Source organism: Actinocrispum wychmicini (assembly GCF_004345645.1).
GTDB classification, from domain to species: Bacteria; Actinomycetota; Actinomycetes; order Mycobacteriales; family Pseudonocardiaceae; genus Kibdelosporangium; species Kibdelosporangium wychmicini.
This window is the reverse complement of the sequence record NZ_SLWS01000012.1, coordinates 1-19,818: the sequence shown is the minus strand read 5'-3', so window position 1 is coordinate 19,818 and position 19,818 is coordinate 1. Positions and strand designations below refer to the sequence as shown.

The 19,818-nt window shown below is 69.1% G+C and carries 18 protein-coding genes; 4 read left to right on the top strand and 14 right to left on the bottom strand.

Annotated features, from left to right (window positions below; genetic code table 11):
- Positions 1–81 precede the first annotated feature (81 nt).
- Entirely contained in the window at positions 82–423 is a 342-nt protein-coding gene (locus EV192_RS57545) for an MFS transporter (RefSeq protein WP_424923424.1), read from the bottom strand.
- Between the two features lie 132 nt (positions 424–555).
- Between EV192_RS57545 and EV192_RS56395 the strand changes: the two genes are divergently transcribed.
- Complete coding sequence (locus EV192_RS56395; RefSeq protein WP_424923423.1) at positions 556–762, top strand: helix-turn-helix domain-containing protein; 207 nt, start codon at positions 556–558, stop codon at positions 760–762.
- Positions 763–842: 80 nt separating this feature from the next.
- On the opposite strand, the gene EV192_RS41500 is transcribed toward EV192_RS56395, so the two are convergent.
- The 3 genes from EV192_RS41500 to EV192_RS41490 all read right to left on the bottom strand — a co-directional run bounded on the left by EV192_RS41500 (position 843) and on the right by EV192_RS41490 (position 4,327).
- Positions 843–2,246 (bottom strand): AfsR/SARP family transcriptional regulator, encoded by a 1,404-nt coding sequence (locus tag EV192_RS41500; protein WP_165960900.1) that lies wholly within the window; start codon positions 2,244–2,246, stop codon positions 843–845.
- A 5-nt stretch (positions 2,247–2,251) separates the two neighbouring features.
- Complete coding sequence (locus EV192_RS41495) at positions 2,252–3,280, bottom strand: helix-turn-helix transcriptional regulator (RefSeq protein WP_132124234.1); 1,029 nt, start codon at positions 3,278–3,280, stop codon at positions 2,252–2,254.
- A gap of 96 nt (positions 3,281–3,376) precedes the next feature.
- The gene (locus EV192_RS41490) at positions 3,377–4,327 is read right to left on the bottom strand and encodes an oxygenase MpaB family protein (protein WP_165960896.1); all 951 of its coding nucleotides are present in this window, start codon (positions 4,325–4,327) and stop codon (positions 3,377–3,379) included.
- 82 nt (positions 4,328–4,409) lie between these two features.
- Between EV192_RS41490 and EV192_RS41485 the strand changes: the two genes are divergently transcribed.
- Positions 4,410–5,015 carry a TetR/AcrR family transcriptional regulator gene (locus EV192_RS41485; RefSeq protein ID WP_243727401.1) on the top strand — a complete coding sequence of 202 codons (606 nt, stop codon included), beginning with the start codon at positions 4,410–4,412 and terminating at the stop codon, positions 5,013–5,015.
- On the opposite strand, the gene EV192_RS41480 is transcribed toward EV192_RS41485, so the two are convergent.
- The 3 genes from EV192_RS41480 to EV192_RS41470 all read right to left on the bottom strand — a co-directional run bounded on the left by EV192_RS41480 (position 5,005) and on the right by EV192_RS41470 (position 7,884).
- Positions 5,005–6,435, bottom strand: a complete 1,431-nt coding sequence (locus EV192_RS41480) for a purine-cytosine permease family protein (protein WP_132124231.1) — start codon at positions 6,433–6,435, stop codon at positions 5,005–5,007. The genes EV192_RS41485 and EV192_RS41480 overlap by 11 nt on opposite strands.
- A 113-nt stretch (positions 6,436–6,548) precedes the next feature.
- Positions 6,549–6,830 carry a hypothetical protein gene (locus EV192_RS41475; protein WP_132124230.1) on the bottom strand — a complete coding sequence of 94 codons (282 nt, stop codon included), beginning with the start codon at positions 6,828–6,830 and terminating at the stop codon, positions 6,549–6,551.
- 94 nt (positions 6,831–6,924) lie between these two features.
- Complete coding sequence (locus tag EV192_RS41470; protein ID WP_132124229.1) at positions 6,925–7,884, bottom strand: helix-turn-helix transcriptional regulator; 960 nt, start codon at positions 7,882–7,884, stop codon at positions 6,925–6,927.
- A 70-nt stretch (positions 7,885–7,954) separates the two neighbouring features.
- On the opposite strand from EV192_RS41470, the gene merB reads away from it, so the two are divergent.
- Both merB and EV192_RS41460 read left to right on the top strand, forming a co-directional pair.
- On the top strand, positions 7,955–8,608 hold the full coding sequence (merB, locus tag EV192_RS41465) for an organomercurial lyase (protein WP_132124228.1): 654 nt from the start codon (positions 7,955–7,957) through the stop codon (positions 8,606–8,608).
- A 68-nt stretch (positions 8,609–8,676) separates the two neighbouring features.
- Entirely contained in the window at positions 8,677–9,660 is a 984-nt protein-coding gene (locus EV192_RS41460) for an amidohydrolase family protein (RefSeq protein WP_165960899.1), read from the top strand.
- A 179-nt stretch (positions 9,661–9,839) separates the two neighbouring features.
- On the opposite strand, the gene EV192_RS41455 is transcribed toward EV192_RS41460, so the two are convergent.
- From EV192_RS41455 to EV192_RS41425, 7 genes are all read right to left on the bottom strand, one after another.
- Positions 9,840–10,841 carry a methyltransferase gene (locus EV192_RS41455; RefSeq protein ID WP_132124226.1) on the bottom strand — a complete coding sequence of 334 codons (1,002 nt, stop codon included), beginning with the start codon at positions 10,839–10,841 and terminating at the stop codon, positions 9,840–9,842.
- 9 nt (positions 10,842–10,850) lie between these two features.
- Positions 10,851–12,164, bottom strand: coding sequence for an amidohydrolase family protein (locus tag EV192_RS41450; RefSeq protein ID WP_132124225.1), 1,314 nt, complete (start codon positions 12,162–12,164; stop codon positions 10,851–10,853).
- The gene (locus tag EV192_RS41445) at positions 12,143–13,009 is read right to left on the bottom strand and encodes an ATP-binding cassette domain-containing protein (protein ID WP_132124224.1); all 867 of its coding nucleotides are present in this window, start codon (positions 13,007–13,009) and stop codon (positions 12,143–12,145) included. Before EV192_RS41445 ends, EV192_RS41450 begins: the two co-directional genes overlap by 22 nt.
- Positions 13,002–14,888: a dipeptide/oligopeptide/nickel ABC transporter permease/ATP-binding protein gene (locus tag EV192_RS56390; protein WP_132124223.1), complete on the bottom strand. Its 1,887-nt coding sequence runs from the start codon at positions 14,886–14,888 to the stop codon at positions 13,002–13,004. The genes EV192_RS41445 and EV192_RS56390 overlap by 8 nt, the downstream gene beginning before the upstream one ends.
- Positions 14,885–15,829, bottom strand: coding sequence for an ABC transporter permease (locus EV192_RS41435; RefSeq protein ID WP_132124222.1), 945 nt, complete (start codon positions 15,827–15,829; stop codon positions 14,885–14,887). The genes EV192_RS56390 and EV192_RS41435 overlap by 4 nt, the downstream gene beginning before the upstream one ends.
- 39 nt (positions 15,830–15,868) lie before the next feature.
- Positions 15,869–17,395, bottom strand: a complete 1,527-nt coding sequence (locus EV192_RS41430) for an ABC transporter substrate-binding protein (RefSeq protein WP_165960898.1) — start codon at positions 17,393–17,395, stop codon at positions 15,869–15,871.
- A gap of 136 nt (positions 17,396–17,531) precedes the next feature.
- Complete coding sequence (locus EV192_RS41425) at positions 17,532–19,151, bottom strand: amidohydrolase (RefSeq protein WP_132124220.1); 1,620 nt, start codon at positions 19,149–19,151, stop codon at positions 17,532–17,534.
- Between the last annotated feature and the right edge of the window lie 667 nt (positions 19,152–19,818).

Sequence of the window (19,818 nt, the reverse complement as noted above, 5' to 3'; positions counted from 1 at the left end):
GTTCCGGCCGTTCGCACTGCTAGGTCAGCCACCCGGCCATCCGTGGCCGGTCCGCTGTGACCGGCGGTAACGCTGAGTAGATCACTCGACCGGGTGATCGACTCGCCTGGTGACACCCAGTCCGAGGTAGGTGAGGACGGCACCGGCGGCCGACAGGACGGCCAGAACGAGACCCAGAACGTGAAAGGCGTGCGTGAATCCGGCCGCCAACGCTTCGCGGTGAACCGCGGCGACATGCCCCTGAATTGCCTGCCCGGCGACGGCGGTGTCGCCGGATATTCCGGCAGCGGTAATCGTCGTGAGTAACGCCGCGGCGCCGGCGACCGCGACAGATTCGCCAGTGATGCGCATTGTGTTGAAGATTCCCGCGGCCGTGCCCGCTTTCTGAATGGGCACTGTGCTGACTGCCGCGTTGTCCATCACACCGAAAGCCAGACCCACACCGGCGCCGAACGGCAGCAGCGGAACTGCGAGGTCGAGCCACGACCCGGCACTGCTCAATGTGGTCAGGAGCAGGGCGCCTACCGCGATGAGTACGGACGCGCTGGTGAGCTGGTGGGCCTCAGCATCGACTACTACGTGCGACTGGAACAAGGCCGTGCCGCGCGGCCGTCGGACGAGGTGCTGGAGGCGTTGAGTCGAGCGTTGCGGCTCGGTCCCGCGGAACGCGCCCACCTCTTTGACCTGGCGCGGCCACCGCGCCGATCCGCTCCGGCGGCCCCGAACCCCGACCTGAGCCGGGCCCCGCGGCGGAGGCGCTGAACTTGTTGGGCAGTCTGATCGCAAGCGGTCAATCAGCTGATCAACCACTACGAGTCCGGTGACAGCTAAGGAATCCGTAGTCAACCGACTGCGCGGAGGGCCGTCCCGGTGGCCAGGTTCGCGGCGGCTTTGCGTAGGTTTCGGGGGTTTCGGCCGCAGTGGCAGAGGAGTTCGGCGACCACGCGGGGTTCGGCTTCGGCTTGCTGGGCGTTGAGCATTCCGATGACCAGGGCACGGGCTTCGGCTGGGTGCAACGGGTTCAGGTGCACTGTGTGGCCGCTGTGGGAGGCGGTCAGTGAGGTCAGGTCGGCGGTGCTGGTGACCAGGACGGCGTTGCCGGCTGTGCCGGGCAGCAGGGGGCGGATCTGGTCGGCGCTGTAGGCGTCGTCGAACAGCAGCAGCACTCGTTTGTCGGCCAGGGCGGCTCGGAGGGCCGCGGCTCGTTGGTCGAGGCCGGTGGGGATCGCCGCGGGTTCGGTGCCGGCGGTGGTGAGCAGGTCGGCCAGGATGTCGGTGGGGTCGCGGTCGGTCAGCCGGGTGTACCACTGTCCATCTGGGAATGACGGGCGCAGGGCGTGGGCGACCCGGATGGCCGTGGCCGTCTTGCCGAGACCAGGTGCGCCGCAGATCGCCACGATCGGGACGGTGTCGGACGAGGTGAGCAGGGCGCGGGTTCGGTCCAGTTCGTCGGTCCGGCCGATGAAGTCGCCGATCGCCGGTGGCAGTTGACACTGTGGACGCCAGATCCGGGTGGCCGTGTTGGCGGTCAGGATCGACTGGTGCAGGTTCCGCAGCCGGGCGCCGGGGTCGATGCCGAGTTCGTCGGCCAGTTTCCGGGACACCGTCCGGTACGCCGCCAGCGCCTCGGCCCGCCGGCCACTGCCGTGCAGCGCGAGAATCAGCTGTTCCCAGAACCGTTCGCGCAACGGGTGTTCGTGGCTGAGGCGGGTGAGGTCGGCGATGGCTTCGGTGTGCCGGCCGAGCCGCAGTCTGGCTTCGTTCACCAGTTCCAACACGTGCAGCCGTTCTTCAATCAGCACAGGCAGTTCCGCGTTGACCAACGACTCGGGGCCGCAGTCGACCAGCGGACGGCCGCGCCACAACGTCATCGCCTCGGTCAGCGACACGACTCGTTCGGCCGGCTGGTCGGTGGCCGTCGCGGCCCGCACCAGCCGCCGGAACCGGGTCAGGTCCAGCTGGTCCGGATCGAGGTCGATCACGTACCCGGTCGACGTGGTCCGCACCAACCGGGCGCCGTCCGGGCCGAGCGCGTGCCGCAGCCGGCTCACGTAGATCGGCACGGCCGACGGCCGCAGCGCCCGCGCCGAACCCTCGCCCAGGTACTCGGCCAGTTCCCGGGCGGTGGTCACTTGGTTGGCCCGCAACAGAAGCACGGCCAACACCGTCTGGACCCGGCCGGCGGGCACCGGCACCTCCCGTGGCCCGTCGAGCACCTGGATCGGCCCCAACAGCCGGAACTCCACCCCGCTCACCCTTCGGGGCTTCCGGTCGGCGGCGGGACGGCCCGGGTCGCGCCGAGCGTGAGCCCGAGCTGGAAACGGTTGTCCACGCCGACGCGGTCCATCAGCGCGCGGAGCGTGTAGGCGATCGTCCGCTGGCTGATGCCGAGGTGTTTGGCCGCGGAGCTGTCCGTGTGCCCGTCGGCGAGCAGGCCGAGGATGACCTTCTCCCGTGGGCTCAGCTCGATCGTTGGCACACCGCTCCTTCGTGGCTCGATCCCGGTGGACCACAGGTGTTCGAACAGGTTCACCAACGCGCCGACCGCGTCCGGGTCGTCGATCTCGTACGTGCCCGCGTCAAGGTCGAGCGGGTCGACCGGGGGCAACGCGACGCGCCGGTCGATCACCATCAGTTTGGCGGGCACCTCAGGGCATTCGCGGTACTCCGTGCCCACGATCGCGTACGACAGCTCCGGGGGCATGCCCTCGCCGTTCCCCGACGGGACCCCGCAGGCCCGTAACTGGACGCCCCGGGCGACGAGCTGGCGGTCCAACGGCAGGGCGGCCGCGACCGCTTCCGGTGTGAACGTCCGTTCGGTACTGACCGTCAGGTGCTCCCAGCGTTCCACCGCGCTGATCTCCGCGATCCGGCGCCGGGTGGTGGCGCGGTCGGCAAGATGGTTCGCCCGCAGGCCACCCGCGGGAGCCAACGTGTCCAGCAGGCGGCGGTGCCGGCGGGCGTACCCGCCCAGGTCGACCACGCCGGCCTTCCGTCTGCGCAGCTCCGGGACCAGCTCGGCCGCGGCGGCCGGACGCCAGGACGGCAGCCGCCGCCTGCGGTCCGGTGCGTTCGGCTCCGGGCTGGCGGCACCGGCGGCGGCCAGCTCCTCGATCGCCGCCTGCGCCCGGCGGCCCGAGATCGCCAGGTCACGGGCCAGCTCACCGGTCGTGCGCGGCCCGAACGCGACCAGGTCGCGGTAGGCCAGGTCGGCGTCCGCCGACAAGCCCCACTTGACCAACGACGGAACCGCCGCGCCGCGCGGCATCCCAGCACTCACAGGTATCCCCCCTTGAGTCCGTAGGCGCCACTCAACCTGTAAGGACTCCGGTGGGCAAGGCCATAGCCGCGATTGCACAAATACGCAAAGGGCGTTTCAGCGGCCGTAGAGCTGTTTGGCGGCCGAGGGGGTCACGGTTTGCGGATATGGCGGGGGAGTGCGACGCAGATGTTGCCTCGCGATTCGGTACGTGGCGGGGGTGGCGTCACGCAGCAACGTCAGGAACGTACGGCCGTCGCGCGCATTGAGAACACGGAAAGCGGCGCGGCCGGCCGGGACGACCATGCCGTCGATCGTAGCGGGCTGGTCGAATCCGCCGACCGTACGCATCCATTTCGGGAGTGTGGCGATGGTCGCGGGCGCCATCAGCCTGCTGATCGCGCTGATCCTGCGGTTGCCTTTCGCACTGGGCGTTCGCAACAGGTAGTGCATGGCCCGGTGGGCCCGGTCCGAGCTGCACAGCCTGGGCCGGACGTCGGCGAAGTACTGGCGGACCTCCTCGCGGGACCGCGGCACGTCAGCGGGCTTGCAGGTCTGCAGTTCGGCGGCGGTGACGCATTCGGCCCAGTACCGCGACTCCTGTGCCGCGGTCAGCGGCCCGGGACCGAACATCTCATAGCACTTGAGTACGGAATGCCAGCCGGTGACGTGGATCCACAGCTGCGAGGCGGGATTGTTGGCGCTGTAGCGGGTGCCGGTGATCGGTTCGATACCGGTGGCCTTGGCGTGCACCCGCATGAGGATCTCGGCGGTCTCCACCGCGGTGCGCGCGTCGGCGACGGCCACGGTGAGGAAGTACGCGAGGGTACGGTCCAACCTGCCGAGCGGGTCGCGGTAGATGCCTTGCATGTCGGCGACCGCGGCGGTCAGGAACGGGTCGAAGTGTTCAAGGACGACGGACCGCTGGAAGCCCAGCAACGCGGTCGGGCTGGCCCACACTTTCCACGTCGGCGAGTCCGGGCCGAAGAACCCGTAGTCCTGCCACTCCCGTGGCCGGCTCGGTGTCGCCTGGCCGGCCCGCGACCGCTGTTCGGGTCGAATGGCCACGTCGTCCTCCGTCCGACAAATGCTACTGCCGAGTAGTAATATCCTACGGTACAGTAGTTTTGTCCAGACCCAGGGAGCAGCGGTGGCGACGGCGGCCGGACCGAAGCGGAAACGTCGTGCGTACGCGGCCCGTGTACCCGCCGAACAGCGCCGTGCCCAACTGCTCGACGCGGCGCTGCACCTGGTCGTGACCCAAGGCCACAACGGGGCGACCATGGACGCCGTGGCCGAGCAGGCCGGCGTCACCAAACCCGTGATCTACAGCCAGTTCCGCCGTCGGGACGAGCTGCTCGCCGAGCTGCTGCGCCGCGAACACGACGCCGCACTGCGGCAACTGCTCGCGATCCTGCCCGACCAGGTGGCCCCCGCACCCGAGTTCCTGGCCGGCCTGCTCGCCGACTTCCTGCGGGTCGTCCAGGACGCGCCGGACCGCTGGTACTGCATCGTGATGCCGATGGCAGACATGCCACCCCAGTTCCACGCCGCCCGCGAGTCCGCCCGCGCCCTGGTGCTCCAGCAGGCCGAGGAGATCACCCGTCGCCTCCCCGACACCCCGCTCGACACCGAGATCGTCGCGCACACCGCGGTGACCCTCTTCGAGATGGCCGCGCGACTCGTGCTGACCGACCCCGAACACTTCCGGCCCGAACGGTTCGTCACCGCCCTCCAGGCGGCCATCAGCTCATGATCGCGGCCGCGTCGGCGCGGAAGACCTCGCGAGGTTCGGGGAAGAGCTTGGTGAGCAACGGGTACGCGACCGCGGCGGTCAGCAGCGTGACCACCAGGCTGAGGTCCACACCGCCGGCTATGTCGTGCAGTGGGCCGGTGATCATCGGGGTGTTCGCGCACAGCAGGCCGAGGACGGTCGCCGGGATCCAGGCCGCCATGGCGCGCCAGTTCACGCCGTGGGTGAACCAGTAACGGCCGCCTTTCCGGCCTTCGTTGAAGACCTGGAGGTCGGCGACGTCGTAGTAGCCGCGGCGTTGCACGAAGCCGATCATCATGATCACCATCCACGGTGACGTGCACAGCACGATCAGGGTGGCGAAGGCGTTGATGCTGGAGACCATGTCGAGCACGAAGTTGCCGACGAAGATGAACACCACGCTGAGGGTGCCGATCAGCAGGGTGGCCTGGACGCGGGACAGCCGGGGGAAGATCGAGCTGAAGTCGAGGCCGGTGCCGTACAGCGACGTCGTCCCGGTGGACAGGCCGCCGATCAGGGCCACCGCGATGAGCGGGATCGCGTACCAGAGCGGGGAGATCGCGGTCAGGCCGGTGATGTAGTCCGCCGGGTCGGCGACCAGGGTGGCGGTCGCGATGCCGAAACCGAACGGCAGCAGAGTGGCCACCTGCGCGAGGAACGGCGCCGCCAGCAGCGAACGGCGGCTGTGCCGGGCGGGGATGTACCGGGCCCAGTCGCCGAGGAACGCGCCGAACGAGATCGGGTTCGCCAACACCGTCAGCGCGGCGAGGATCCACGTCGGCCAGAACGAGCCGAGCGCGTACGTCCCCGTGCCGGCGAACGCCGAGTTGAACGTGCCGCCGTACGCCAAGATCCCGAGCAGCATGATCGCCGTGCCCAGGACCACCGCGACCCGGTTCACCAGCAGCATGAACCGGTAGCCGTAGATGCACACCACGAGCGTGGCGATCGCGATCAGCCCGTACGCGACCGCTCGCAGCGCCGGGCCGCCGTCGAAGCCGAACAGTCGTTGTGCCGCACCGGCCACGGCGTCCCCGCTGACCCAGACCGAGATGGCGAAGAACGTGATCGCGGTCAGCAGCGACAGGAACGAGCCGACACAGCGGCCGACCACACCGAAATGCGCGCCCGACGACACGGCGTTGTTCGTGCGCGTCAGTGGCGCGAACAACGCCATCGGGGCGAGGACGAGCGCGCCGACGACCACGCCGGTGACGGTCGCGGCCACCGCGGCCCAGAAGCTCAGGCCGAACGCGATCGGGAGGGTGCCGAGGATGATGGTGGCGAACGTGTTGGCGCCGCCGAACGCCAGCCGGAACAGGTCACGCGGGCGCGAAGTCTGTTCCTCGGGCGGGATCGGCGCGATTCCGTGCTGTTCGACCTCGGTGACCCTGTCGCTCACTCGGCACCTCCGCGCAAACCCCCGGCTTGGTTCCGGTCACCGTAGGGTGGGCGTTGCGCGGATCGCCATTGGACGAATCGTCCTGGCGGGGCCCGGTCCGGGACGAAACGACCTCAGACCGGCCGGGTGCACGTCCAGACCACTTTGGCCCAGTAGATGTCACCAAACGACCACGTCTCGACGCACTGGTGGTCGGGGTCGCTGAAGCCGTCCGCGACCGCCTGGCTGCGGGCGTCCCACCGCGCGTACATCCACGCGAAGCCGAAGCTGCTGGATCCCTCGCCGGTGAACTGCTTGGTGTACGTGCCCGCGGTGGCGGTTCCGGTGCCCGCCAGCGTCATTCCCACGGTGAGCAGGCCGGCGACCGTGGCGCGGCGTATCGCTGTCGAAGTCACCTGTCCGACCGTAGGTGGGATGTCCGGACATCCGCGACAGCCACCCAGCGGCTCGCGTGCCACGCGGTTGTCACGACGCGGCGGATGACGAGCGTCATGCCGGCCCGGCCGCGTCGATCAGTCGCTGCCCGAGCATCCGCGCGGCCTGTCGCAGTTCGGGGCACCGCACGATCCGGTAGGACGCCGGCAGCCGGACGAGTTGCTCGGCGTACCACTTTGGGTTGCTGGTGGTGCCGGTCAGGCGCGTGGTGTCGGCGTCGAGCGGTTCGAGCCGGCCGACGGTGCGGGGCAGACAGCGGTACGCGGTGTCGACGGGCGCGTCGATCACGACCTCGGCCTCGTACTCCCACCCGGCGGCGAGGTGCTCTTCGAGCATGGCGATCGGGTCGAGGCCGGCCGGCGGGACGAAGGCGTCGTCGAGCATCCGCACGGCCTGGACCCGGTCGATCCGGTAGGCCCGTCGGGTGTCCGCGGGGTGGGTGCGGCACAGCAGGTACCACCGGCCGTGCCGGATGACGACCGCCCACGGGTCGACGTCGCTTTCCCATGCCGACCCGGCCTCGGAGCGGTAGCCGAGCCGCACCCGCCGATGGTCGCCGCACGCCTGGACGAGCGTGGTCGTGGTGTCGGGGTCGGGCCGGGCGGCCGCGCGGTCGGGAATCGGCGCGGCGGTCCGGCGGACGGCTTCGGCCTGGGCGGCCACCGGCTCCGGCAGGGCCTGCACGATCTTGCCCAACGCGCTGCCGACCAGCGTGCTGGGATCGCTCGCGTCGTGGTGGCCGTCGAGTACGGCCATGACTAGGCCGAGCGCCTCGGCGGCGCCGAACGTCAGCGGAGGCAGCCGCAGGCCACGGCCGACCCGGTATCCGCCGTAGGGCCCCCGGGCGGACTCGACCGGAATGCCGGCCTCGCGGAGGATCCCGATGTACCGCCGCGCGGCTCGTTCGGTGACACCGAGCCGGTCGGCCAGCCGGTCCGCGGTGATCCCTGGGCTGGCCTGGAGGAGTTCCAGGGTCAGCAACGCCCGCGCGGTGGGGCTCACGTCGTGCGGCATTGCGAAACTCCATGATCCGGAAGTAGAACGTCCGGATTGAAACCCTAGCTCGGATGACCATGATGGGTCCATGGATCTTGAGGACCTTCGCCTGGCGGTCTACCGCGCGTTCGCCGACACCGGCCGCCCACCCACCACCGAGGACCTGACCGAACGTTTCGGACAATCACCCGAAACCGTCCAGCTTGGCCTTCGGCGGCTGGCCGACACCCGGCATCTGGCGCTCGGCGCGGACGGCCGAATCCTGATGGCGCACCCGTTCTCCGCCATCCCACTGGGATTCGCGGTGATGGGCGCGCGGACCCTGTGGTGGGGAGGCTGCGCGTGGGACGCGTTCGCCCTGCCCAACCTCCTGTCCACCGAGGTCCTCGTCTCGACGCGGTGTCCCGCCTGTTCCCGCGCGCACGCCTGGAACGTCGGCGACCAGGAACCACCTGAGGGCGACCAGGTCGCCCACTTCCTGGTCCCCGCGGCCCGGATGTGGGACGACGTCGTGCGCACCTGCGGGAACCAGAGAATCTTCTGCGGTCCCGAATGTGTGGACAGGTGGCTTGCCACGACAGGCGATCCGCGCGGGTACGTGATGGACCTGGCCACCCTGTGGCGACTGGCCCAGCACTGGTACGACGGCCGCCTGGACCGTGGGTACGTCCGCCGTGAGCCGGCCGAGGCCGCCGAATACCTGTCCGGAGTGGGGCTCTCCGGCCCGTTCTGGGGACACTGAGCCTGACCGGGCTGCAATCGTTTGTTGAGATACTATGCTCCGAGTTCTTGCCTGAACGAGGAGGTTCGGTGGCAATCGATATTCACGCCCACTGTGTGCCGGATGGCCTGGTGTCCGCGCTGGCGGCGGGCGGTCGGCGGCTGGGGGTCGAGGTGCTACGGGCCGGCGAGACCACGCGGGTCCAGTTCGCCGAGACGGTGACCGCGCCGCTGGAGCCGTCGTTGTCGGACCTGCCGGCGCGACTGGCGGCCATGGACCGCACCGGGGTGACGCGCCAGGTCCTTTCGCCGTTCATCGACCTGACCGGGTACTGGCTGGACGAGGCGGCCGGCAGTGCGTACTGCCGGTTGTTCAACGAGCACATGGCCGGCACAGTGGCCCAGGCGCCCGACCGGCTGAGCGCGCTCGCGACCGTGCCACTGCAGTCCGGTCCGGCCGCGGCCAAGGAACTCGCGTACGCGGTCGCCGAACTCGGCATGGTGGGCGCGGAGATCGGCACGGACACCGGCCGCGGACAGCTCGACGACAAGGAGCTGGAGCCGTTCTGGGCGGCCGCGGCCGAGCTCGGCTGCCTGGTGTTCATCCACCCGAACGCGGCCGCCCGCACCCGCTTTCCTTACTTCCTGGGCAACTTCGTCGGCAACCCGTCGGACACCACGGTGGCGGCGGCCCGCCTGATGTTCGGCGGAGTGCTCGACCGGCACCCGGGTCTGCGGATCTGCCTGGCGCACGGCGGCGGGTTCCTGCCGTACCAGATCGGCCGCCTGGACCGTGGCTTCCACGCCTACGGAACCGACTGGGGCGCCGAACTGACGTCCGCGCCGCGCGACCTGGCCACCCGGTTGCACTACGACACGGTTCTCCACTCGATCGAGTCGACCCGGCTGCTGATCGACCTGGTCGGTGCCGAACAGTTGTTGCTCGGCACCGACTATCCGTTCGAGATGGGCGACCTGGACCCACTGTCCACAGTGGCCGCGATCCCGGGCCTGGACGAACGGGAGCGCAGCCTGATCACCCACGGAAATGCTGAATTTCTGCTGGGTCTTTGATTGTCGTACCCGGCTAGTGGAGGTCAGTCTCTTTCTGGCCGTCCGCGCTGTAGAACTGGGAACGCTCCACCGGCACGGTCTCGGGCACCATATGGCCTGTGGTTCGGTCCGCCACCAGTCGGTACCCCGGCGCCACGTTGTCATTCATGCTGCCGGACGCCTTCAATTGAGCTCTCCGGTCACATTGTGGGCGCGACTTCGAACTCCAGTACGGTCCGACCGTCCGCTATCGGACCCCAGTCGAGGAGCTTGAGTCCACTGTCGGCGGCCAGGTCGGCCAGCTCGTCGACTGTGCGTTCCCGGCCGGCGAAGCACATCAGCATGAACAGGTCGATCGCGGTGCTGGCGCCCTGCCCGCGCACCGACTCGATCACGATCACCCGGCCGCTCGGTGCGGCGGCGCGGCGGCACTCGGTGAGGATCTTGCGGGCGTGGTCGTCGTCCCAGTCGTGCAGGATGTCGGACAGGACGTAGGCGTCGGCTCCCGAGGGCAGGGGGTCGAAGAAGCTGCCTGCGACGGCACTTGCCCGATCGGAGAGCCCGGCTGCCGCGAACCGTTCGGTCGCGGCGGTGGCGGTCGGCGCCAGGTCGACGACCTGGCCGCGAACGTTGGGGTGGGCGTGCAGGATCGTGGCGAGCACCAACCCGTCGCCCCCGCCGACGTCGACGATGTGGGCGTAACGGCTCCAGTCGAAGCGTTCCGCGATCTGCGGCGCCTGCACCTGGAATCGCCAGTTCATCTGGGCGTCGAACGAGCGCCGCAGCTCCGGATGGGCGTCCAGGTCCGCCCAGAAGTCGCGGCCGTACCGGTGCGGGTAGGCGGGCGCGCCGGTGGTGATCGTGCCCAGCAGGTCGACGAAGGCGAGTTCGGCACGCCCACCAGCGCGGTTGATGTCAAGCAGGGGTTTGATCCCGGCCGGGGCGTCCTCGCGCATCTGGGCGCCGAGGTCCGTGGGCCGGTAGCGGCTGGACGCCGTGTCCAGGTCGAAGACGCCGACCGCGACCAGGTGGTCAAGCATGCAGCGCAGAGCGGGCGCGGAGGTCTCGGTCTCGGCGGCGAGTTGCTCCGCCGTCGCGCCCGCGTCCCCCGCGCGCTCCACGAGACTCAGTGTCGCTGCCACCCGGATGGACATCGGGGTGACCAGATCGGCCATGGCCATGATCGACGGTGGGAGATCCATTGCCCCAGGCTAGCCAAGGGGCTTGGCCATGACGTGCGCCCGGCTCGCTGTGACCAGCTGGGACACCTGAGCGGAGTCCACCCTCAGGAGTTCACCGGCGCGTTTGCGGACCTCGCCCGCCACCAGCACTGTGTCGACGTCCTGAGTGCCGGACTGGAAGACGATGTGCGCGGCCGGGTCGCACAACGAGGTGCCGAACGGGCCGGAGCGCAGCAGCACGATGTCGGCCTCCTTGCCCGGCGTGAGACTGCCGGTCCGGTCACCCAGACCGAGCGCCGTGGCTCCGCCCAAAGTGGCTCCGTACAGCGCTTTGCGTGGCGTGAGCAGGGGAAGGCCCTGGTCCCGTGATGGTGTCCGGCCGTTCAGGCGTTCCCGTTGGGCGTCCAGGAATCCCTGGACGTGCACGATCAGCCGGAGTTGGGCGAACAGGTCGCCGTTGACCATCGTCGGGATGTCACAGCCCCAGGTGATCGGGATGTCCCGGCGCAGTGCCCGACCCAACACCGTGCACGGCGCGCCGTAGACCTCCACCGACGGTGTGAACGATATCGGCGTGCCGTGCCCGGCGAGGAGGTCCAACTCGTTGTCGTTCATCAGGTTTCCGTGCACCGGCAGGAGATCCGGGCCTAGCAGGCCGGCCTGGTCCATCGCGGTGACCTGATGTTCGAAGTTGGAGTGGATGGTCATCCGGAGGCCCAGGTCACGCGCGAACGACGTTTCCCGCACGCAGGTCTCGATGTCCACGGTCTCCAGGTCGGACAACGCCACCATCAGCGACAGCCGGCCGTCGAGCCCGGCCAGGACCCGTTCGAGGTCACGGAAACGTTCGTCCTGCGAACGGAACACGCCCGGTGGGGTCTCCTTCACGCTGTAGCCGAACACGCCGCGCAGCCCAGAGGCGCGCAGACCGTCCAGTGCCGCGTCCACGTGGTCCGGTGAGCTGATCGCGTGACAGAAGTCCAGCGCGGTCGTGGTTCCGTTGCTCAGCAGCTCAAGGCCGCCGACGTAACCACCGGCGTACATGTCCTCCGGCCGGAAGCGATCGCGGTACGGCAGGACGTGCGTGAAGTACTCGCCCTTCCACAAGTCGGCGGCCAGCCCCCGCAGGACCGTCTGCCACAGGTGGATGTGGGTGTCCACGAGTCCCGGGAGGACGAACATGCCGTCCGCGTCGATCACCTCGTCGGCCGGGTCGTCGATCCGCTCGGCCACTCGAACGATCTTGCCGCCGCTCACCAGGACGTCGCCGGCCGGCAGGTCGCCGAGCCGGTCGTCCATGGTCAGCACGTGGCCATGTCGGATCAGGATGCTGTGGGCTGCCAAGAGAACTCCTCCAGATCGGTCCGGCGCTCCGCGCGCCTCCGCCGCTGCAAGGCCGGATCCGGCAGCGGCACCGAATCCAGCAACATCCGGGTGTAGGGGTGGGTCGGCGCGGAATAGACCTGTTCGCCGGGGCCCGTCTCCACGAGCTCGCCGCGGTACATCACGCCGATCTCGTGGCTCATGTGCCGGACCACGGCCAGGTCGTGCGCCACGAACAGGTAGCTCAGCCCGAGGTCCCGCTGCAACTGGACGAGCAGGTTGATGACCTGGGCCTGGGTGGAGACGTCCAGCGCGCTGACCGGCTCGTCGCAGATGATCAGCCGGGGCCGCACCGCGAGCGCCCGCGCGATGGCCACCCGCTGGCGTTGCCCGCCGGACAGTTCGCGGGGCAGGCTGCGCGCGTGATGCGCGGCCAGCCCGACCTGGTCCAGCAGTTCCCGCAGCGCCGCCGGCCGTTCGGCATGGGGGAGGGCTTCGTTCTGGGCCAGCGCCTGGGTCAGGGTGGTGGCCACGACCTGGTTGGGATTCAAGGAGGACAACGGATCCTGGAACACGACCTGCACCGCCCGGCGATACCAGCGCGGGGTTCGCCGGCCGAACGCGGTCACTTCCTTGCCGTCGAACACGATCGTGCCGCCGGTGGGCCGCAGCAGCCGCAGCACCGCCCGGCCGACTGTGCTCTTGCCCGACCCGGACTCGCCGACCAGGCCGAACGTCCGGCCTGCCGGGATGTCGAACGACACTCCGCGGACCGCGTCGAACCGCTGTGGCCGCAACGATATCCCGGCCCGGCCGCGCTGGAAGCTGACCCGCAGGCCGTCCACTTTCAACAGTGGTTCAGACACGCGCACCTCCCAGCGTCAGTTCGCCGCTACGCTTGCACCGACTGCCTTCGACCAGCGGAATGATCGCCTCCCGGCAACTGTCCACCGCGTACTCACACCGTGGGTTGAACCGACACCCGGTCGGCCATTCCCATGGCGGGGGAACGGTTCCGGGGATCGTCGGGAGCGTCTCGCCGGCGTCCCGCACGGTCGGCATGGCGTCGAGCAGTGCCGCCGTGTACGGATGCCGTGGAGCCTGGAAGAGCGTGTCGACGTCCGCGGTCTCCACGATCTGCCCGGCGTACATCACCGACACCCGGTCGCACACGTCCGCGATCACCCCGAGGTCGTGGGTGATCAGCAGGATCGACATCGAGAACCGGTCACGCAGGTCCAACAGCAGATCGAGCACCTGCCGCTGGACGGACACGTCCAACGCGGTGGTCGGCTCGTCGGCGATCAGCAGCTTCGGCTCGCACGCCAACGCCGCGGCGATGGCGACCCGTTGCGCCATGCCGCCGGAGAACTGGAACGGGTAGTCGCCGAGCCGGCGCCGCGCGTCCGGCACGCCGACCAGGTTCAGCAGTTCACCCGCGCGGTCCAGCGCGTCCCGCCGGGACATGCCGCGGTGGGCCCGCAGTGGCTCGCCGATCTGCCGGCCGATCGTGTGCACCGGGGACAGCGAGGCGATCGGGTCCTGGAAGATCAGCGAGATCTCGTTGCCCCGGATGCCGGACAGCGCCCGCTCGTCCAGCCCGGCCAGTTCCCGGCCGCCCAGCCGCACCGAGCCCGCGGTGAGCCGGGCGGGCGGCGGCACCAGGCCCATCAACGCCAGCGCGGTCATCGACTTCCCGCACCCGGACTCGCCGACCAGGCCGTACACCTCGCCCTTCGCGATCTCCAGCGCCACATCGTCCACAACGGACACATTGCCGCCCGGTCCGGGCACCTGCACGGTCAGTCCGGAAACCGAGAGCACTGCTCTCGTTTCTTTCGTGGGCACGGCGACCTTCGGCTTGCGTGACTTCGCCGTGGTCCAGGTGATCCGCTCGGCCGACTGGCTGCTCACCGAGTCGCGCAGCGCGTCGCCGATCACGTTGAACGCCAACACGGTCAGCGTGATGGCGATGCCGGGGAACACCGGCAGCAGCGGCTGCGTACTGGAATACGTGCGGGACAGGTCCAGCATCTCACCCCAGCTGGTCTGGTCCGCGCCCGCGCCGAGGCCGAGGAAGCTCAGCATCGCCTCGAACAGCTGGCCGACGCCCAGCATGATGGAGAACTGCACCACGATCGGGCCGGCGATGTTCGGCAGGATCTGGCCGAACATGATCCGCGGCGTCGACAAGCCGAGCACCCGCGCGGCGTCCACGTACAGCCGTTCTCGTTCGACCAGCACCAACGCCCTGGTCAGGCGCATGAAGTTGATGGCGAACACGATCGACGCGGCGATCATCGCGTTGGTGAGCCCGCGGCCGAGCACGGCGATCACGCCGAAGGCGAACAGCAGCGCGGGAATCGAGCCCATCACGTCGGCCAGCCGCATGGCCACCCGGTCCCACCAGCCGCCGAGGTACGCCACGGTCAGGCCGAGCGCGACCCCCACGATCAGCGCCGGCACCACCGCCTGGAAGGACGCGATGAGCGCCACCCTGGTGCCGTAGATGATCCGGGACAGCTGGTCGCGGCCGAGTTCGTCGGTGCCGAGCCAGTGCGTCCCGCCCGGCCCGGCCAACTTGTTCGGCACGTCCACGGCATTGGGGTCGTACGGCGCGATCACGTCCGCGCCGACGGCCAGCACCACCAACAGGCCGAGGTAGCCCAACGCGAGCAGGGGAGCGGGCCGGAGCAGCCCCTTGAGCCTGCCAGTCGCGGGTTTCGTCGCCGCGGGTTTGGTCACTGCGGCCTCGCCTTCGGGTCAAGAATCCCGTATCCGATGTCCACCAACAGGTTCACCAGCACCACCGCACCCGCGAAGAACATCACGCCGCCCTGCACCACCGGCATGTCGTTGCGTACCACCGCGTCGATCAGCAGTGTCCCGGTGCCGGGGAAGCCGAACACCCGCTCCACCACGAAGCTGACCGCCATCATCACGGCCAGCTCCCAACCGATCGTGGTGAGCACCGGAACCATCGAGTTACGCAGGCCGTACCGGTAGATGATCCGGTTGCGAGGCGTTCCCCTGGCCCGCAACGCCTGTGTGTACGGCGCCCGCAACGCGCCGGCCAACGCGCCACGCAGCTGTCTGGCGATCGTCGCGGACGCTGGCAGACCGAGAGCCAGACACGGCAGCACCATCCCGCGGAACCACGCGACCGGATCCTCGTCGATCGGGGTGTAGCCCAACGCAGGCAGCAACGGCAACAGCACCGCGAACACCAACGCGAGCAACATGGCCAACCAGAAGCTCGGGATGGCCAGGCCGATCGCGATCAGCAGCGACACCGCCCGGTCCCCGACCGAACCGGGCCGCACCGCGCTGACGATCCCGGCCGGGATCCCGATCACCACGGCCACGAACAAGCCGCCGACCACCAACGACATCGTCATCGGCAGTCGGTCCACAATAGACTGAAGGACGTTGTCCTGGGTGAACAGCGACTGGCCGAAGTCGCCGCGCACCGCGGAACCGAGCCAGGAGCCGAACTGCGCCAGCAACGGCCTGTCATAGCCGAGCTGCGCGGCGAGCGCGGCCCGCTGGTCCTCTGTGGAGCCGGGCCCGAGCAGCTGGCGCACCGGATCGATCGGGGTCAGGTGCACCAACAGGAAGACGAACCCGGCGACCAACGCCAGCAACGGAATCGTGGACAGCACCCGGAGCGCGATCAGTCGCCGCATCGCCGCCACCACCCTGTCGTGGACTGCGCCGGCGCGCACCTAGCCATTGGCCTTGGCTTCGGCGTAGCGGAACACCGAGGGCTGGAACCGGGTCGGCACCACGTTCGTGACCTTCTTGGTGTTCCAGGCGAACACGATGGTGAGGCTCATGTAGCCGCAGTCCAGCGCGTCATCGTGGATGATCTTGGTCATCTTCTGCCAGAGCTCGTTCTGCTTGGCCGGATCCGTCTCGGTCAGGCTCTGCTGCGCCACGCTGTCCAGGTCCGGGTGCGCCACCTTGTACTTGTTGTCCGGCGCGTTCGGGGCGAGGTGGTAGCGGTAGTAGTCCAGCGGTCCGGTGTCCTCTTCGGTGCTGGTGTTGTACGCCGCCGGGTACTTCCCCGAGTCGTAGGTGGTGAAGTACTGCGCCGTGGACATCCGTTCCACCGTCACCTGGATCCCCGCGGCGCCGAGCTGGCTGCGGACCAGTTCGCCGAGGTTCGCCTGGCTGGTGAAGATCGGGAAGTTGATGGCGATGTTCGGGTTCCCGGCCTGGGCGAGCAGCTCCTTGGCCTTGGCCACGTCGTGCTGGTAGCCCTTGACGTCCGGGTTGTAGCCGGGCTGGCCCTCACTGAACCGCTGGGTGTACGTCTCGCCGAGGTTCTCGTACTGGGCCGCGACGATGGCCTTCGGGTCAAGCGCGTAGCACACCGCCTGCCGCACCTTGGTGTCCGCGAACGTCTTCGCCTGGTCGAAGAACAGGAAGTGGTAGCGCAACGCGGGGTACCACAACGTCTTGAAACCGGCGCTCTCCACCCGTTTCTGCGCCGCCGCGGCGACGGTGGCCACGTCCACCTGACCCGTGGTCAGCGCGTTCACCATCGAGTCGTCGTCGCCGATGTACTGCAGCACAAGCGAATGCGGGCCAACTGCGGCGTTGTCCCAGTAGCGCGGGAAGAGGTCGTAGACGACCTTCGCGCCCTTCACCGACTTCTGTTCGTTGAACATGTACGGGCCGGTGCCCGCCGGCCGGGTCTTGTACGTGCCGTCCTTGATGGACTTCGCGCTGAGCATCAGCCCGCCGCGCCGGGCCAGCTGCTGGACCAGCGTCGGCGCCTGGTGCTTGAGCTTGAGCGTCACGTGCGTCGGGTCGACCACGTCCACCGAGGACACCGGTTCCATCAGCGGCTGCAGGCCGCTCGGGGTGTCCCGGACGCGTTCCAGGTTCACCTTCACCGCTTCGGCGTCGAACGGGGTGCCGTCGTGGAAGACCACGCCGGGCCGGAGGGTGAACTTGAGCTCGGTCGGGGTCTGGGTCCACTCGGTGGCCAGCCGCGGCGCGACCTTGATCCCGTCGGCCTCCAGTGCCACCAGGCCCTCGAAGACACCTTCGAGGTACGTGGTGTTGGGCTTGTCCAGGGTCTCCCAGCTGTCCAACGCGAACGCGACGCCGACCTTCAGCGTCCCGTGCCCGTCGCCGCCCGCGGCCGACCCGCCGGATCCGGTCGACCCGCCGCCGCACGCCGTGCTGGCCAGGCCAAGCAAGGCCGCCATCGCTGTCAGCCGTACGAAACGTCGCTGTCTCATTCTGCTTCCGCCTCGGTGAGGAAGGGGTACTGCAAACGTTAGTTGTGGGAGGCTAGAGCCATCCCAGCAGGACATCAAGGGTGTGGTAGCCCCGTAATGACCGCCGATGCCGGATTGCAATCACCATCGTTTGCAATTAACCGGGCAACGCGCCCTGGAAAGCCGGCGATGTCCAGGTGGGACGGCCGCTGACCAGGGTGAGCTCGGATCGCACCGACGGGATTTCCGCCGTCGAAACGGTGAAATAGTCACGGTCCAGCACGGCCAGGTCGGCGAGCATGCCGGGCCGCAACCGGCCCCGGCTGTGCTCCTCGAAACTGAACCAGGCCGCGTCGTGGGTGTACGACCGCAATGCCTCGGTGCGGGTGAGCAGGTTGGTCTCGTCCAGCACCTGCCGACCGGACACGGTCCGTCCGGTGACGTAGTAGTGCAACGCGGCGAACGGGTGGTACGAGGCCACGCGCATCGCGTCCGTGCCGCCGCCGAGCCGCACCCCGGCGTCGAGCAGGCCGCGCAACGGCGGCGTGAACCCGGCGCGCTCGGTGGCCCAGTCCGTGGCGAGATCCTCGCCCTCGCCCTCGAACCGCAGCATGGCCGGGGCGAGCACTCCCGCGCCGAGCCGCGCCAGCCGGGCCACTTGCGCGCTGTCGAGTCCCTCGCCGTGCACCAGGCTCCACCGCAGCCGCCTGATCAGCTCGTGATCGAGGCCCTCCCACAGCCCGAGCACCAGCTCGATGGTGTCCGGCCGAATGGTGTGGATCTGCAGCGGCCATCGTTCCCGCAGGCACGCCTGGAAGATCTCGGTCAGCTCGGCGACCGTGTCCGCGGACGGCTGTGGGTCGCGGACAAAGCCGTCGTGCACGCCGTAGTGCACGACCTCGCCCATGCCGAGCACCCGCAGCAGGTCGTCCCCCAACCCGGCCGGCAGATACCGCAGCAGCCCGGCTAGCTCCTCCCGTTCGGCCCCGGGTTTGGACGAGTGCACCAACAGTCGCGTTCGGACAGTGAGCTGCCCACGCCGCCACGTCTCGTACACGGCCCGGTAGATGTCCGGGCCGGCGTTGGATCCGCCGCCGTCGATCACCCCGGTCAGGCCCAGCCGGCTCAGCTCGGCCGAAGCCGCGGCGGTGGAGTGGACCTGCTGCTCCAGCGTCGGCACCGGAAGCTGCCAGTAAAGCCACCGCAGCGCCGCCATCCCGCGGACAAGGTGGGCCGGCACGTCCACACTCGCCGGGTCCACCCCGTCGGCGACCGCGCGGCGCAGGTCGACGCGTTCGGCCGCGCGCGTGTTGAGCATGCCCCAGTCGTACGTGCACTGCAGGAACACCGGATGGTTCGGCGCGACCTTGTCCAGCTCGGCCACGGTCGGACCGCGCCCCTCGGCAAGCTGGCCAGGATGCCACCCACCGATCACCCGGATCCAGTCACCAGCGGGTACCTGGCGGGCGGCCTCCTCGATCCGGGCCAGGCCGGTACCCAGGTCCGGGATGCCCTCCCAGCGCACCTCGTCGTTCCAGGTCAGCCCGGCCCGAACGAAGTGGATGTGCGAGTCGATCAGACCCGGGATGACCCGCCGCCCGCCCAGGTCGACCACGGTCGTGTTGGCCGTGACGTGGCCATCGGCGTCCCGCTCGTCGCCCGCGAACACCACCCGCCCGCCACGGACAGCCAGCGCGCCCACCTCAGGCGGCGTGCCGCCGTCGGCCAACGTGGTGATCCTGCCGTTGACGAGCAGCACGTCTGCTTCCAAGGCCATGAAGTCGTCTCCTCCCGGGGGCACCGAGCCCAATCGTTTGCGCTGAGCCTCCGCTCAGTCAAGCAGAGTGGCCGGTCTCGTGTTTCGCAAACGATTGCACAACCAGGGCAGGATGGCCAGGCCTTCGCCGCCCGTGATCGTTTCAGCAGCGGGGTCCCAGCCACGTGCCCGGCGAGCGGCGCTGGGTGACCTGGCGCCGTCGGCATCGCCGACACCCGGCTCATTGGCGGCAGGTGTTCTTTTTAAGCCGCGCCTAAAAGATTGTTCGCTCGCCGCGAGGGCAGGCCGCCAAGAGGGAGCCTTTTGCTGGGTGTTGCTGGTTGTTTTAGTTGTTTGGTCGTGGCGCCTCCCTCCCGTATGGCCTGCCCAAGGGAATCATATCTGGCACGTGGTGTCCGGCTTGGGTTTCGGTCCGTATCGCTCCCGCTTGTTGCTGATTCGCGTAGGCGGACCGGACGGCTATCGAGGGTTCGGACACCACGTGCCAAATATGATTGGCTGCGCCCAGGCCATACGGGAGGGAGACCCCACTCCGGGCCAGTTGTGTTGCGCGGGCACGCGCTTCATGCCGAGCTCGGGAGGGGGCCGTGGATGTGGTTGCGTCTGGGTGTGCGTGACGGGTCCACATATGGTGGGGGAATGAATTGGGGTCTGCCGTTGACCATTT